The following is a 14,766-nucleotide window of genomic DNA, read 5'->3' on the forward strand; positions in this document are numbered from 1 at the left end:
CCGCTTTCGGCGTTATTTTCGCCACTATTGTGGGTCGAATTTCCCATCCGCATCCAGTAGACTGTGATTTCTCACCATTTTTGACTGCTGACGGACTGTTATGCGCCCAACTATTGCCCGTGTTGCCTTGCCGGTGCCACTGGATAAGCAATTTGATTACCTGATTCCCAGCCATCTGTTTCCGATCATCGGCGGACGGGTGTCGGTGCCGTTTGGCCGCCAGACGCTGGTCGGCATCGTCACGGCACTGGTGCAGGAATCGGAATTTCCGCGTGAGCAGTTAAAAGCGATCAAAGCGGTGCTGGATTCGCAGCCCGTGTGGCCGGAGACCCTGTACCGCCTGCTGCACTGGTGTAGCCAGTTTTATCAGTATCCACTCGGCGACACGCTGGCCAATGCGATGCCGGGTGCGCTGCGCAAAGGCAAACCAGCCGATTTTGCCAGCAGTAAAGAGTGGCAGATTACCGAACGTGGCCGTGATCAACTGATGCAGGGTTTTGGCCGGGCGATTAAACAGGCTCAGGTGATGCATTTGGTGCAATCGGGTCCGGTGGCGCATCAGATCATGCTGGATGAAGAAGTGTCCAGTGCCACATTGAATACCTTGCAAGACAAAGGTTGGATTGAAGTCACTGAAAAGCAGCCGCAGTTTCGACCGTGGCCGAAGGCGATTGAAGCTCAGGTGGATAAACCTAGGCTCAATCAGGAGCAGGCGATTGCGATTGCATCGGTGAACAGTCAGCGTGGTTTTGGTTGTTATCTGCTGCAAGGCGTCACGGGGTCGGGTAAAACGGAGGTTTACCTCAATCTCATCAAGCCGGTACTGGAGGCTGGGCGGCAAGCGTTGGTGCTGGTGCCGGAAATCGGCCTCACGCCACAGACCATCAACCGTTTTCGCAAACGTTTTGATGTGCCGGTCGAAGTGATTCACTCGGGGCTGAATGAAACGGAACGCCTCAATGCCTGGCTGGCGGCGCGCGATAAAATTGCGGGCATTGTGATTGGCACGCGCTCGGCGCTGCTGACACCATTTGCCGATCTCGGCATCATTATTGTCGATGAAGAGCACGACGCCTCTTATAAACAACAAGACAGCCTGCGTTATCACGCGCGGGATGTCGCTGTCATGCGCGCTAATCTTGAGCAGGTGCCGATTGTGCTGGGTTCGGCCACGCCGGCTCTGGAAACGCTGCACAATGCGCTGACCGGGAAATATCATCATCTGCAACTGACGCAGCGCGCCGGAGCGGCACTGCCGACCACTAACCGGGTGTTAGACGTCAAAGGCTTATATCTTGAAAGTGGCTTGTCGGCACCGCTGATCGCCGAAATGCGCCGCCACTTGTCGCAAGGCAATCAGGTGTTGCTGTTCCTCAACCGTCGCGGTTTTTCGCCCGCGCTGATGTGCCACGAATGTGGCTGGATTGCCGACTGTCAGCGCTGCGATGCCTACTATACCTATCATCAGTACAGCAATGAAATCCGCTGCCACCATTGTGGTTCGCAGCGTCCGGTGATTCACCAATGTCAGGGCTGCGGCTCGACGCATCTGGTGACCGTCGGTGTCGGCACCGAGCAGCTGGAAGCGCAGCTCGGTGAGCTGTTTCCGGAATACAAAGCGATTCGTATCGATCGCGACAGCACGCGCCGCAAAGGCAGTCTCGAATCGGCACTCAACGCGATTCGCCGCGGCGAATATCAAATTCTGATCGGCACGCAGATGCTGGCCAAAGGTCACCACTTCCCCGATGTGACGCTGGTAGCGCTACTGGATGTCGATGGCTCGCTGTACAGCAGCGATTTTCGTGCCTCTGAGCGTCTGGCGCAGCTGTTTATTCAGGTCGCCGGCCGTGCGGGCCGAGCGAGTAAACCCGGCGAAGTGGTGTTGCAGACCCATCATCCCGAGCACAGTTTGCTGCAAGCTTTGCTGAATAACGACTACAACCATTTTGCCGAGCAGGCGTTGGCTGAGCGCAAACTGGCGCAATTGCCGCCGTACACTTATCTGACCTTGTTTCGCGCCGAAGGCAACCAGTCGCCAATGGTGGAAGATTTTCTGCGCCAGGTGAGACACACCTTAGAAGCGCATCCGCTGTGTGAACAGGGCTGCATGGTCCTCGGCCCAACTCCTGCGCCTCTGGCAAAACGCGCGGGCAAATTCCGCTGGCAATTATTGCTGCAGGCGCCGAGCCGTTCAGTGATGCAAAAGCTGCTCGCCAGTGCCAAACCTGCGATTCAGTTGCTGCCACTGGCGGGGAAAGTTCGCTGGTCATTGGACATCGAACCGCAGGATCTGAGCTGATTTTGCTTATTGTTGCTTTTGTCAGAAAAGTAAAATCCTTCTTATCGTGATTAAAATCACGCTTGTGATGCAAAATTTGTTAATCAGACCGTAACTTTCTATGCGGAAACGAATAGACTATTCGCAACATTTTGTCAGTGAAACGTTTTCGCTGCATAAAATCGAGCTTAAGTTCGTCCAAAGCGGTATCAGACGTTGGGTAAAAGGAGTGCCGAACTTCTGAATGTAATTGGACAACTCGCAATCCTATAATCATAAAAAAGTGCAATTGCACGATGAGAACCGAGAAAGAGGGTAATTACACATGGCGACAATGAAGGATGTTGCCCAGCTTGCAGGCGTTTCGACGGCGACGGTCTCGCGCGCTCTGATGAATCCCGAAAAAGTTTCAGCCTCAACCCGTAAGCGGGTCGAGGAGGCAGTTTTAGAAGCTGGCTATTCACCGAATTCTTTGGCCCGAAATCTGCGCCGCAATGAGTCAAAAACCATTGTCGCAATAGTGCCGGATATCTGTGACCCTTATTACACAGAGATCATTCGTGGTATCGAAGATGCTGCAATGGAACACGGTTATCTGGTGCTGCTGGGCGACAGCGGACAGCAGAAAAAACGTGAAAGCTCATTTGTGAACCTGGTGTTTACCAAACAAGCGGACGGCATGTTACTGCTGGGGACTGACTTGCCGTTTGATGTGAGCAAACCTGAGCAGAAAAACCTGCCACCGATGGTGATGGCGTGTGAGTTTGCGCCGGAGCTTGAGCTACCTACGGTACACATTGATAACCTGACATCGGCGTTTGAAGCCGTGAACTATCTGACTCAGATGGGGCACAAACGTGTGGCACAAATCGCAGGACCGGAAGCCGCGGTGCTGTGTCAGTTCCGTCAGCAAGGTTATCAGCAGGCGCTGCGTCGTGCGGGTATCACTCGCAATCCGACCTACAGTATGAGTGGTGACTTTACTTTTGAGTCCGGAGCCAAAGCGGTGCGTCAATTATTGGCCCTGCCTGAGCCACCAACGGCTATCTTCTGTCACAACGATACCATGGCGATTGGCGCGATTCAGGAAGCGAAACGTCTGGGACTGCGCGTACCGCAGGATCTCTCTGTGGTGGGCTTTGATGACATTCAATTCGCCCAGTACTGCGATCCACCGCTGACGACCATCTCTCAGCCTCGCTACGAGATTGGCCGTCAGGCGATGCTGATGATGCTGGAATTGCTGCGTGGTCATGACGTGCGTGCCGGCTCACGTTTGCTGGAAACTCAGCTGGTGGTGCGTGAGAGTGCAGCGCCGCCTCGTTCGATGTAAGCAGCTTCAAACCTGACATTTCCTTGAAATAAGCGGCGTATTTTGATGCGCCGCTTCCATTTCCGCTCTGTTATCTGCCGCGAAACTGCTTTAACATGTGGGCAAAATTGTCAACTTTTGAATTTGTCTGTGGCTAATAAAGATTATGTAAGGCGCGGTCGTAGTCCGAAAAAGCCGACCCCAAAAAAAACAGCTCCTCGACGTAGAAAACCTTGGCGTAGTGGCCTGTTGGCGACGCTATTGGTTGCCGGTTTTGGCTATGGGCTGTATCTGCTCAATCAGGATCCTGAGCCGCCGAAACCCACTCCGGTCGTGGTGGATACCAAGCCGAAGTCCGTCAGCAAACCTAAAGCGACCAATGAATTGCCACCGCCTCCGACGGAGAAGTGGGATTATGTTGAATCACTGCCGAGTCGTGAGATTGAGGTCAAAGCCAAAGAGCTGCAGGTCTCCGATATTCCTTACGTGATGCAGTGCGGCGCGTACAAAAATATGCAGCAGGCGGAAGCGCGTAAACTGGATATCGCCTTCCAAGGGTTGAGTAGCAAAATCCGCAAGAAAGAAGACAGCAGCTGGTATCGCGTGGTCCTCGGTCCGTACAAATTCAAACGCGATGCGGAGCGTGATAAGCACAAACTGCAACGCGCTAAAATTGAACCTTGTGCGATTTGGAAAGAGCAGCAGTAATCTCGTGAATAACAAAAACGCCCGTACTTTGTGCCGGGCGTTTTTACTTTGTGCTGACGATTCAATCCTTGAATTTTGATTTTCCAGCCTCATATATCCACTATCTTGATAGTGAAAACCACAAAGGGGTTCATCGTGACTACCATCGTATCTGTACGTCGTAATAACAAAGTTGTCATCGCAGGTGACGGACAAGTCTCGCTTGGCAATACCGTAATGAAAGGCAATGCGCGTAAAGTTCGTCGTCTGTACAACAACAAAGTATTGGCCGGATTCGCGGGTGGTACGGCGGACGCATTTACGCTGTTCGAACGCTTTGAAAGCAAACTGCAAATGCATCAGGGGCACCTGACAAAAGCCGCGGTAGAGCTGGCCAAAGATTGGCGCAGCGACCGCGCACTGCGTCGCCTTGAAGCCATTTTGGCGGTAGCCGATGAAACGGCATCGCTGATCATCACGGGTAATGGTGATGTGCTGCAGCCAGAACACGATCTGATTGCGATTGGTTCCGGCGGTAACTTTGCTCAAGCGGCAGCGATTGCCCTGTTGGAAAATACCGATTTAGACGCACGTGAAATCGCAGAAAAAGCGCTGACGATTGCCGGTGATATCTGCGTGTTCACTAACCATCATCACACCATCGAAGAACTGGAAATTCCTGAAGGCTTATTGCCTGCAGCGGCAGAATAATAATCGCGTGTGATTTGCCACCGAATTTGAAGGAAACCATTATGTCTGAAATGACTCCTCGTGAAATTGTCCATGAACTGAATCGTCACATCATCGGTCAGGACAAAGCAAAACGCGCGGTTGCAATTGCTCTGCGTAACCGCTGGCGCCGTATGCAGCTTGAAGAGAGCCTGCGTGTGGAAGTTACGCCAAAGAACATTCTGATGATCGGCCCAACGGGTGTGGGTAAAACCGAAATTGCCCGCCGTCTGGCGAAACTGGCCAATGCGCCGTTCATCAAAGTTGAAGCCACCAAGTTCACCGAAGTGGGCTATGTGGGCAAAGAGGTGGAAACCATCATTCGCGATTTGACCGACGTTGCGGTGAAGATGACCCACCAACAAGCAATGGAAAAAGTGAAATTCCGCGCTGAAGAGCAAGCGGAAGAACGCATTCTCGATGCTTTGCTGCCACCGGCACGTGATGCCTGGGGCCAAGCGGAACAGAACGATGAATCCTCCAACACGCGTCAGGTATTTCGTAAGAAACTGCGTGAAGGCAAGTTGGATGACAAAGAGATCGAAGTGAACGTGGCAGTGCCGCAGATGGGCGTGGAAATCATGGCGCCTCCTGGTATGGAAGAAATGACCAACCAGCTGCAGGGCTTGTTCCAGAATCTGGGTGGTGACACCAAGAAAAAACGTAAACTGAAAATCAAAGATGCGTTCAAAGCGCTGACGGAAGAAGAAGCGGCGAAGCTGGTTAATCAGGAAGAGCTGAAAGAGCAGGCGATTTACAACGTTGAAAACAACGGCATCGTGTTTATCGATGAGATTGACAAAATCTGTAAGCGCGGTGAAGTGTCTGGCCCTGATGTCTCTCGTGAAGGCGTACAACGCGACTTGCTGCCCCTGATTGAAGGCAGCACAGTATCCACCAAGCACGGCATGGTTCGTACCGACCATATTCTGTTTATTGCGTCGGGTGCATTCCAGGTGGCGCGACCTTCGGACCTGATCCCAGAACTGCAAGGTCGTCTGCCAATCCGCGTTGAACTGGAAGCGCTATCAAGCGATGACTTCAAACGTATTCTGACTGAACCAAAAGCTTCGCTGACCGAACAGTACATGGCACTGATGAAGACGGAAGACGTTGACATCTCTTTCACGGAAGATGGCATCAAACAGATTGCTGAAGCCGCATGGCAGGTGAATGAAACCACCGAAAATATCGGTGCCCGCCGCCTGCATACGGTAATGGAGCGTCTGATGGATGAAATCTCGTTTGACGCCACCGAGAAAGCCGGTGCAAGTCTGACGATTGATTCGGCTTATGTGCGCTCCAAACTCGGAGAGCTGGTCGAAGACGAAGATCTCAGCCGCTTTATTCTGTAATTTCTGAGCCCACCTTGATCTGGTGGGCTTTTTCATATTACGCACTTGGGCGTATACTGAAGCCAATGTTGATCAATTGTTCGTTCTCATGAATAACTCATTAAGTATCTGGTTTGATGCCGCACGTCCTAAGACGTTGCCTTTGGCACTGGTTTCCATTTTTACCGGCAGCGCACTGGCGTTTTCGTCCGGGCACTTTTCACTGCCGATTGCGTTGCTGGCCCTGCTGACCGCCACCTTATTACAAATTCTGTCCAATCTGGCTAATGATTACGGCGATGCAGTAAAAGGCACCGATAACGAAAAACGTCTCGGCCCCATGCGCGCCATTCAGTCGGGCGAAGTGTCGCTGGCCGACATGAAGCGGGCGATAGTCATCAATATCGCTCTGACGATTATCGCCGGGCTGGCGTTAGTGTTCTACGCGCTGGATAGTCTGGAAAGCATTCTGGCCTTCATTGGCTTAGGCGTGCTGGCGATGATGGCGGCGATTGCGTACACCGTAGGCAACAAACCCTACGGTTACGTGGGCCTTGGTGATTTGTCGGTGTTCCTGTTCTTTGGCCTGTTGGGCGTGTCTGGCACTTACTTCCTGCACACTGGCCACATCGAGTGGAGCCTGTTTCTGCCGTCGCTGGGTTGCGGTTTGATGGCGGTGGCGGTGCTCAACGTCAACAACATGCGCGATATCGAAAACGACGCCGAGTGCGGCAAGCGTACCGTGCCTGTGCGTTTGGGGCAGCAGCGTGCGAAAACCTACCACTTTCTGCTGCTGACAGGCGCTGTGCTGGCGTTTGCCAGTTACCTGCTGATGCAAGGCAAGCCGCTGTGGATCAGCCTACCGTTTCTGCTGAGCCTCATTATGGTGACCAAGCATGGCCGAGCAGTGTGGGTCTCTGAGAAACCAGCGCAGATTGCTCCGATGTTGCCAGTGATCGTCAAGTGTTCACTCGTCACTAACCTTTTGTTTGTTGGAGTGGTTATAGCTCAAACTCTGACGAGTTAATTTGCACTCTGTCATTGCATTGACTTACTGACCCGATATACTCGTTGAAAGACTGTTCGTAAAGAGACTAAGGCTATGGAATATAACACCTCTGCGTTATGTGATATCTATCTCGACCAAGTGGATGTGGTAGAACCCATGTTTAGCAATTTCGGTGGCTGCGCGTCATTTGCCGGCCAGGTCACGACTATCAAGTGTTTTGAAGATAACGGCCTCATTCGTGAGACGCTCGAACAAGATGGTCTTGGGCGTGTACTGCTGATCGACGGTGGCGGTTCACTACGCCGTGCTCTGCTTGATGCTGAACTGGCGGCCATAGCCGAAGAGAACGAATGGGAAGGGATTGTCGTGTACGGCTGCGTGCGTGAAGTTGATGAGCTGGAAGACATGAGCATCGGCATTCAGGCGTTGGCATCGATTCCGGTTGGCGCTCCATCACAAGGTATCGGTGAAGTGGATATACCGGTTAACTTTGGTGGCGTAACGTTCCTGCCGGAAGATTACCTCTACGCCGACAATACCGGTATCATCCTGTCGCAGGAGCCGCTCAATACGGCTGACCTCGACAGCGAAGAAGATGAAGTGGAAGACGAACTTCTCTGAATCAGATTGAAAAAAGCCAGCATTGAGCTGGCTTTTTTTGTTGCTATCACTTTGGTCTGAGTTAGTGTTGACCGGGCAGTGCCATGCCTTCGCGCAGATAGCGGCGGCGCAGTAATAACGCATACAGATAGCCCGACAACCCGCCAAGAACGTTGCCGAGCGCAATCCCGACGAACAGCCCTTCAATGCCGTACAGAGTCGACCCGAGCCATGCAGATGGCAGAGTGAACAGAAACAGGCGCATGAAGCTCCACTGGAAAGCTTTGAGCGGTAAATGAAGCGCGTTGAGCGCCGACACCAGCATCATCACCACACCCTGAAAACCATAACTGAACGGCACCACCAGCAGGTAATGCCACAGCAGATTGCGCACCGCTTGCTCCTGCGAAAACAGCGCGGCCAGCGGAATACTCAACGGTACCATCATGATGAAAACCAACAACTGAAAAATCAGCGAGAAGCGCAGGCTTAAAAACAGGCCGAAAAAGCTGCGGGTCGGATTTTGTGCGCCGAAGTTCTGCGCCATAAACGGCGTCAGGGCGGAAGTAAGCGACATCAGCACCAGTATCAGAATCGATTCAATGCGCTGCGCCGCACCGTATGCGGCCACTGCGGCGGTACCGTGGCTGGAAAGCATCATCATCAGTAGTGCTCCGGAAATCGGACTCATCGCCGTAGACAGCGCTGCTGGCGTACCAATCTTGAGGATCTGCTGCCAGTCGTGGCGCAGAGAGGCAAAATGTGGCGGTGCCAGTAGACGATCGCGTTTGACTAATACGTAGAGTGAGCCAATCAAGGCGCCCAGCCAGGAAAAGGCGCTGGCAATGGCAGCGCCCTGAATGCCGAGTTCCGGAAACGGGCCATAACCAAAAATCAGCAACGGATCGAGACAGCCGTTAATCGCTCCCGCCAGCATCATCATCTTAGCCGGAGTTTTGGTATCGCCAGTGGCACGAATCGCGCTGTTGCCCGCCATCGGAATGACCAGCAGCGGAATAGTGAGATACCAGACCTGCATGTACTGCTCAATCAGCGGAATCAGTTCGGCTTTGGCGCCGAGCAGCAAAAATAGCGGTTCGATGGTGAAAAAGCCCGCCGTACAGGCGATGGCGACCAAGGTGACCGCAAGCAGTAACCCGTGAGTAGAAAAGCGCGCGGCATTAGAGGTATCGCCCTGACCCAGCAGACGACCGATACTGGTCGACAGCCCCACGCCTATGCCCATGGTGATGCAGTTGACGCCGAAGGTCACCGGAAAGGTGTAACTGATGGCGGCCAGTGCATCGGTGCCCAATAGCGAGATGAAAAAGGTGTCGACCAAGTTAAACATCAAGATCGCGACCATGCCGAAAATCATCGGGATCGTCATCTGGCGCAGTACATTGGGAATAGGGGCGGAGAGCAGGCCGTGTTTGTCGTGCATATACCCTTCTTACATCACGCGGCAACGTGCGTCACTCAGGTAAGCAGGCAGCCAGTTACAGGGAAGAAGTCGCTAGGATACTCGATCTTGCCTGCAGGCACTAGCCGAGCCAAGTTCACGGAGCCTCAACAAAAAAGGCCGGCGATGCCGACCTTTTTTCTTCAATAAGCGATTACGCTTTTGCTTTTGCTGCTGCTTTCGCGATCGCTGCAAAGCTTTTTGCATCCAGAGACGCGCCGCCAACTAGGGCACCGTCGATGTCTGGTTGTGAGAAGTAAGCTTCTGCGTTTTCTGGTTTAACAGAACCGCCGTATTGGATGATAACTTGTGCTGCAACGGTTTCGTCTTTTGCTGCGATCAGAGCGCGAATAGAGGCGTGGATGCGTTGTGCATCTTCAGCTGTTGCTGCTTTACCAGTACCGATTGCCCAGATTGGTTCGTAAGCGATGATTGCACCGTTCAGAGCTTCAACGCCGTATGCGTCGATCACTGCGTTGATTTGACGTGCACATACTGCTTCCGTTTCGCCCGCTTCGTTTTGTGCTTCAGTTTCACCGATACAGAAAACTGGAGTCAGACCGTTTTCTTTCAGGAATGCGAATTTCTGCGCAACAAACTCGTCTGATTCGTTGTGGTAATCACGACGCTCAGAGTGACCGATGATGATGTGAGACGCACCGAAATCTTTCAGCATGGCTGGAGACATGTCGCCAGTGTACGCACCGCTGTTGTGCAGGTCAGTGTTCTGTGCACCCAGGATCATTTTGTTGCCGCCTTCTGCAATCAGACGCTCAGCCAGATCCAGGTACAGTGCTGGTGGAGCTACTGCCACGTCAACACCCGTTACACCTTCAAGTTCCGCATTCAGACCAGTCAGCAACTCAGTAACCATTGCTTTGCTGCCATTCAGTTTCCAGTTCCCCATCACTACAGGACGACGCATAGGAATATCTCCAATTTAAATGAATAAAAAAAACGTGATTGCGAAAGAATATAACAGATAAAACTACGCAGATCATGACTCCGGTCATGACTTTCTGGGATCTTGTTTGATGAGGCGCAAGGCCGGGAAGTGATCTGCTATACAGAATAGAGGCCATTCGCTCGGATTTTGTGCTGCGTCTTGTTATTACTGTCAGTTCAGTATGGGGAAAATAACAAACAAGGAAGTAGATATGCCTAATTTGGTGCTTGAGTATTCCAACTCTGTGGATGAGCGCGTCAATGTGCAGGGGCTGTTGGAAGATTTGCATCAGGTGGTGATGGAGTGCGGTTTGTTCGATATTCCATCCATCAAATCCCGTGCGTTGCGTTGCCACCACTGGTTGGTGGGGGATGAAGCGGACAGCGTGGATTTTATTCATATCAGTTTTGAGATGCTGGACGGGCGCACCTCCGAGCAAAAACGCGAGCTGTCACGCCAGTTGATGGACGTCTTGGTTGCACAAGCCAGTCATGTCCGCAGTCTGACGGTGAATATTCGTGACATGGACCGGGCATGTTTTCAGAAGGTCACGAATTGACAGCGAGTTGATTCCGTTTTAACAGGAAACACGTATGTCTTATCAAACACTGTTATTTTCATTTCAGGGACGCATCGGACGCCAGACTTACTGGATCTGGAATGTCTGCTATTACCTGGCCATTGTCAGCGTGATTGTACTGCTCAACCGCTGGTTGCCGGGACTCGCGCCGTATGTATTGCCGCTGTTTATGCTGCTGATTCTGGTACCGGATTTGGCGGTGACGGCCAAGCGCTGGCATGACCGGGATAAGTCGAGCTGGTGGCTGCTGCTCAATGTACCGTTGGTGATAGGCCGAATGACAGTGCCAATGGGAGAGGCCAGTATGACGACCACGCCCAATGTACTCGATACCGGTATCTCACTCGCGGCTCTGTTGTGTGGTAGTTGGATACTGATTGAATGTGGCTTTCTGGCCGGAAGCGACGGCGATAACCGTTTTGGTAAGGCGCCGGAATAAGGCGATTCAAATGATGAAAAAAGGAGGCATTCGCCTCCTTTTTATTTAGCGCCACGAATCCGATTTCGGGCGGAAGGGAATCACATCCGCGCTCGGTTTCTCCTCGATGATCTCACCATCAAGTGCGTCGCGAAATTTGGCCATTTGCAGACTGAGTTCTCGCATCAGGGTGACGTTCGCGTGGTCTGGATTCTTGCATTGGCTCAGAATCAGGTCGATATGACTTTGCTGCGCCCACAATCGATTCTGCATGCCATCGGATGCGGAAAGGATCATCTCCTGGCACATATCGCGTTTAAAACGGCTGAATGCTTCAGGATCCTGCTGCGCCAGCTCTACCAGTTCATCAAAGGATGGCAGGGTCTGGTTCGCTACGTTTGATTGAGGGGGGGACATAGTTCACTCCTCTGCAAGGTCGTACGTTGATTAAATTATCAACACTTCAAGCATAAGTGAGGAAATGTCCTAAAGGTGGAACGAATATCGTTGTTCTCACAAATGAGACAAGATCAAGCGGCAGCGATAAGGTAGGTGCAGCGGCGCTGGCCTTCGATGATGTGTTCGCTGCGCTCAATACGGTACTCTTCGCCCAACAGACGCTGGAAGATGTTGAGTTCCGACTGGCACAGATTCGGGCAGCGTTTAGCGGCTTTACAAATCGGGCAGTGGTTTTCGATCAGCAGATAACCGTGCTCGGTTTGCTCCAGCTCAGCCATGTAGCCTTCCTGTTCACGCAGTTCAACCAGCGTTGCCAGTTTACTGTGCAGATCGGTGCACTCCGCCAGCACGTTCTGGTATTGCGCCAGAGTTTGCGCTTCGCGTTCGGCCGCCACTTTGGCCAAGCCCTCTTTGCCAAAGATATGCTCCACCGCTTCAATCACCTGAATGGTGAGTTCGCCATGGCGGTCTGTAAACTGATCATGACCTTTACGTGTCAGAGACCAATGACGAGTCGGACGGCCAACTTTGACTTTCACATCGTGAAATGCCAGCACACCGTCGTCTTCCAAAGCCTGCAGGTGCTGACGCGCACCCATGGTCGTCATACCCAGGTCATCGGCGAGCTGTTTGGCGGTCACGGCACCTTCACGTTTGATGGTGTGTAAAATCCGGTCGATCGTCTTCATCATATCCCTCTTTATTCTCTGACTATTATGGATATTCAGGTTAATAAAGCAAATTATTTACTATACGCGCTGGCGTAAAGCGGCAGAAACCTCATCAATTGGAAGACTTCGCCACGGATTCGTTAATTTCATCACACTTTTTTCGTGCTTACCCCTTGGGATATGGCGTTTGATACCCCACATAACATTCACAAGCTGGTCAATCAGCGTTTTATTAACCAAACGGAAAATTTAATCAGGAGAGACGACCGATGAATATTCGTCCATTACATGACCGAGTTATCGTTGAACGCCAAGAAGTTGAATCAAAATCTGCTGGTGGAATTGTTCTCACTGGTTCTGCGGCAGAAAAATCAACACGCGGTAAAGTACTTGCAGTCGGCAAAGGCCGCATTCTGGAAAACGGTACAGTTCTGCCTCTGGACGTGAAAGTTGGCGATTCTGTGATTTTTGCTGAAAGCTACGGCACGAAATCAGAGAAAATCGACGGTAAAGAAGTACTGATTCTGTCTGAAAACGACATCCTGGCAATCGTTGAGTAATTGCTCCCAAGCAAACTAACTAAAACCGAATTCTAGAGAGGAAATACAAAATGGCTGCTAAAGACGTAAAATTTGGTAATGACGCTCGAGTAAAAATGCTGGAAGGTGTAAACGTTCTGGCTGATGCAGTAAAAGTTACCCTGGGCCCTAAAGGCCGTAACGTAGTACTGGATAAATCTTTTGGTGCACCAACCATCACCAAAGATGGTGTATCTGTTGCGCGTGAAATTGAACTGGAAGACAAATTCCAGAACATGGGCGCACAAATGGTGAAAGAAGTGGCTTCTCAAGCCAACGACGCAGCGGGTGACGGTACGACAACTGCAACCGTACTGGCTCAGGCTATCGTTAACGAAGGTCTGAAAGCTGTTGCTGCCGGCATGAACCCAATGGACCTGAAGCGCGGTATCGATAAAGCCGTGATTGCAGCGGTTGAAGAGCTGAAAGCGCTGTCTGTGCCATGTGAAGACACCAAAGCTATTGCACAGGTAGGTACTATCTCTGCAAACTCGGATTTAAGCGTTGGCAACATCATCGCAGAAGCGATGGAAAAAGTGGGCCGCGACGGCGTTATCACTGTTGAAGAAGGTCAGGCTCTGCAAGACGAGCTGGACGTGGTAGAAGGTATGCAGTTTGACCGCGGTTACCTGTCTCCTTACTTCATCAACAACCAGGAAGCAGGCAGCGTGGATCTGGAAAGCCCGTTCATCCTGCTGGTTGACAAAAAAGTATCGAACATTCGCGAACTGCTGCCAGTACTGGAAGGCGTCGCGAAAGCCTCTCGTCCACTGCTGATCGTCGCAGAAGACGTGGAAGGAGAAGCGCTGGCAACGCTGGTTGTGAACAACATGCGTGGCATCGTGAAAGTTGCGGCTGTGAAAGCGCCGGGCTTTGGCGATCGTCGCAAAGCGATGCTGCAAGATATCGCGATTCTTACTGGCGGTACGGTGATTTCTGAAGAAATCGGTCTGGAACTGGAAAAAGCAGTGCTGGAAGATCTGGGTCAAGCGAAACGCGTGACCATCACCAAAGAAAACACCACGATTATCGACGGTGCAGGTGATGAAGTAGCGATCCAGGGCCGTGTTGCTCAGATCCGTCAACAAATCGAAGATGCAACTTCAGACTACGACAAAGAGAAACTGCAAGAGCGTGTAGCGAAACTGGCTGGCGGCGTTGCGGTAATCAAAGTGGGCGCAGCGACTGAAGTTGAAATGAAAGAGAAGAAAGACCGCGTTGAAGACGCACTGCACGCAACTCGCGCAGCAGTGGAAGAAGGCGTGGTTGCGGGCGGTGGTGTTGCACTGATTCGCGCAGCCTCAAAACTGACTGAACTGACTGGCGACAACGAAGAGCAAAACGTGGGCATTCGCGTTGCTCTACGTGCGATGGAAGCACCAATTCGTCAAATCGCGAAAAACGCAGGTGACGAAGATTCAGTGGTTGCTAACAACGTGAAAGCGGGCGAAGGTAACTACGGTTACAACGCGGCAACTGGCGTGTACGGCGACATGATCGCAATGGGTATTCTGGATCCAACCAAAGTGACTCGTAGCGCACTGCAATTCGCAGCGTCTGTGGCTGGCCTGATGATCACTACCGAAGCGATGGTGACTGATCTGCCGAAGAAAGATGGCCCATCAATGCCTGATATGGGCGGTATGGGTGGCATGGGCGGCATGATGTAATTCGCGCCCAACCTGAAACGAAAAAGCTGG

At 52.0% G+C, this 14,766-nt stretch carries 15 protein-coding genes; 11 read left to right on the top strand and 4 right to left on the bottom strand.

Going from position 1 to position 14,766, the window contains the following annotated elements:
• The first annotated feature begins 100 nt into the window (after positions 1-100).
• From priA to rraA, 7 genes are all read left to right on the top strand, one after another.
• Positions 101-2,302, top strand: a complete 2,202-nt coding sequence (priA, locus tag JIG40_RS11025) for a primosomal protein N' (RefSeq protein WP_199465345.1) — start codon at positions 101-103, stop codon at positions 2,300-2,302.
• Between the two features lie 304 nt (positions 2,303-2,606).
• Positions 2,607-3,614, top strand: coding sequence for a DNA-binding transcriptional regulator CytR (gene cytR / locus JIG40_RS11030; protein ID WP_020429332.1), 1,008 nt, complete (start codon positions 2,607-2,609; stop codon positions 3,612-3,614).
• 129 nt (positions 3,615-3,743) lie between these two features.
• The gene (gene ftsN, locus JIG40_RS11035) at positions 3,744-4,301 is read left to right on the top strand and encodes a cell division protein FtsN (protein WP_199465346.1); all 558 of its coding nucleotides are present in this window, start codon (positions 3,744-3,746) and stop codon (positions 4,299-4,301) included.
• A gap of 135 nt (positions 4,302-4,436) precedes the next feature.
• On the top strand, positions 4,437-4,991 hold the full coding sequence (gene hslV / locus JIG40_RS11040) for an ATP-dependent protease subunit HslV (RefSeq protein WP_020329399.1): 555 nt from the start codon (positions 4,437-4,439) through the stop codon (positions 4,989-4,991).
• 41 nt (positions 4,992-5,032) lie between these two features.
• Positions 5,033-6,364: an HslU--HslV peptidase ATPase subunit gene (hslU, locus tag JIG40_RS11045; RefSeq protein ID WP_020329400.1), complete on the top strand. Its 1,332-nt coding sequence runs from the start codon at positions 5,033-5,035 to the stop codon at positions 6,362-6,364.
• Positions 6,365-6,452: 88 nt separating this feature from the next.
• Positions 6,453-7,370, top strand: a complete 918-nt coding sequence (locus tag JIG40_RS11050) for a 1,4-dihydroxy-2-naphthoate polyprenyltransferase (protein ID WP_199465347.1) — start codon at positions 6,453-6,455, stop codon at positions 7,368-7,370.
• Between the two features lie 75 nt (positions 7,371-7,445).
• Positions 7,446-7,973 carry a ribonuclease E activity regulator RraA gene (rraA, locus tag JIG40_RS11055; protein ID WP_020329402.1) on the top strand — a complete coding sequence of 176 codons (528 nt, stop codon included), beginning with the start codon at positions 7,446-7,448 and terminating at the stop codon, positions 7,971-7,973.
• A gap of 61 nt (positions 7,974-8,034) precedes the next feature.
• Here rraA and JIG40_RS11060 read toward each other — a convergent pair whose 3' ends face one another.
• Together JIG40_RS11060 and tpiA are read right to left on the bottom strand one after the other, a co-directional pair.
• Positions 8,035-9,396 (bottom strand): MATE family efflux transporter, encoded by a 1,362-nt coding sequence (locus JIG40_RS11060; protein ID WP_199465348.1) that lies wholly within the window; start codon positions 9,394-9,396, stop codon positions 8,035-8,037.
• A 172-nt stretch (positions 9,397-9,568) separates the two neighbouring features.
• Complete coding sequence (gene tpiA, locus JIG40_RS11065; protein ID WP_199465349.1) at positions 9,569-10,339, bottom strand: triose-phosphate isomerase; 771 nt, start codon at positions 10,337-10,339, stop codon at positions 9,569-9,571.
• Between the two features lie 232 nt (positions 10,340-10,571).
• Between tpiA and JIG40_RS11070 the strand changes: the two genes are divergently transcribed.
• Complete coding sequence (locus tag JIG40_RS11070) at positions 10,572-10,919, top strand: 5-carboxymethyl-2-hydroxymuconate Delta-isomerase (RefSeq protein ID WP_020329405.1); 348 nt, start codon at positions 10,572-10,574, stop codon at positions 10,917-10,919.
• Positions 10,920-10,953: 34 nt separating this feature from the next.
• Entirely contained in the window at positions 10,954-11,379 is a 426-nt protein-coding gene (locus tag JIG40_RS11075) for a DUF805 domain-containing protein (protein ID WP_158147940.1), read from the top strand.
• 45 nt (positions 11,380-11,424) lie between these two features.
• Here the strand turns inward: JIG40_RS11075 and JIG40_RS11080 are convergent, their stop codons facing one another.
• Positions 11,425-11,775 carry a DUF3135 domain-containing protein gene (locus JIG40_RS11080; RefSeq protein WP_020329407.1) on the bottom strand — a complete coding sequence of 117 codons (351 nt, stop codon included), beginning with the start codon at positions 11,773-11,775 and terminating at the stop codon, positions 11,425-11,427.
• A 113-nt stretch (positions 11,776-11,888) separates the two neighbouring features.
• Positions 11,889-12,506: a metalloregulator ArsR/SmtB family transcription factor gene (locus JIG40_RS11085; RefSeq protein WP_055451891.1), complete on the bottom strand. Its 618-nt coding sequence runs from the start codon at positions 12,504-12,506 to the stop codon at positions 11,889-11,891.
• A 251-nt stretch (positions 12,507-12,757) separates the two neighbouring features.
• Between JIG40_RS11085 and JIG40_RS11090 the strand changes: the two genes are divergently transcribed.
• Both JIG40_RS11090 and groL read left to right on the top strand, forming a co-directional pair.
• Positions 12,758-13,048, top strand: a complete 291-nt coding sequence (locus tag JIG40_RS11090; RefSeq protein WP_020329410.1) for a co-chaperone GroES — start codon at positions 12,758-12,760, stop codon at positions 13,046-13,048.
• A gap of 50 nt (positions 13,049-13,098) precedes the next feature.
• Entirely contained in the window at positions 13,099-14,736 is a 1,638-nt protein-coding gene (gene groL / locus JIG40_RS11095; RefSeq protein ID WP_020329411.1) for a chaperonin GroEL, read from the top strand.
• Positions 14,737-14,766 lie beyond the last annotated feature (30 nt).

Origin of the sequence: Vibrio sp. bablab_jr001 (assembly GCF_016464285.1) — a bacterium.
GTDB lineage: Bacteria > Pseudomonadota > Gammaproteobacteria > Enterobacterales > Vibrionaceae > Vibrio > Vibrio fluvialis.

Coding starts and splice junctions, on each gene's coding strand:
- priA (WP_199465345.1), top strand. CDS start 101: ATGCGCCCAACTATTGCCCGTGTTGCCTTGCCGGTGCCACTGGATAAG.
- cytR (WP_020429332.1), top strand. CDS start 2,607: ATGGCGACAATGAAGGATGTTGCCCAGCTTGCAGGCGTTTCGACGGCG.
- hslU (WP_020329400.1), top strand. CDS start 5,033: ATGTCTGAAATGACTCCTCGTGAAATTGTCCATGAACTGAATCGTCAC.
- JIG40_RS11050 (WP_199465347.1), top strand. CDS start 6,453: ATGAATAACTCATTAAGTATCTGGTTTGATGCCGCACGTCCTAAGACG.
- rraA (WP_020329402.1), top strand. CDS start 7,446: ATGGAATATAACACCTCTGCGTTATGTGATATCTATCTCGACCAAGTG.
- JIG40_RS11060 (WP_199465348.1), bottom strand. CDS start 9,396: ATGCACGACAAACACGGCCTGCTCTCCGCCCCTATTCCCAATGTACTG.
- tpiA (WP_199465349.1), bottom strand. CDS start 10,339: ATGCGTCGTCCTGTAGTGATGGGGAACTGGAAACTGAATGGCAGCAAA.
- JIG40_RS11070 (WP_020329405.1), top strand. CDS start 10,572: ATGCCTAATTTGGTGCTTGAGTATTCCAACTCTGTGGATGAGCGCGTC.
- JIG40_RS11075 (WP_158147940.1), top strand. CDS start 10,954: ATGTCTTATCAAACACTGTTATTTTCATTTCAGGGACGCATCGGACGC.
- JIG40_RS11080 (WP_020329407.1), bottom strand. CDS start 11,775: ATGTCCCCCCCTCAATCAAACGTAGCGAACCAGACCCTGCCATCCTTT.
- JIG40_RS11085 (WP_055451891.1), bottom strand. CDS start 12,506: ATGAAGACGATCGACCGGATTTTACACACCATCAAACGTGAAGGTGCC.
- JIG40_RS11090 (WP_020329410.1), top strand. CDS start 12,758: ATGAATATTCGTCCATTACATGACCGAGTTATCGTTGAACGCCAAGAA.
- groL (WP_020329411.1), top strand. CDS start 13,099: ATGGCTGCTAAAGACGTAAAATTTGGTAATGACGCTCGAGTAAAAATG.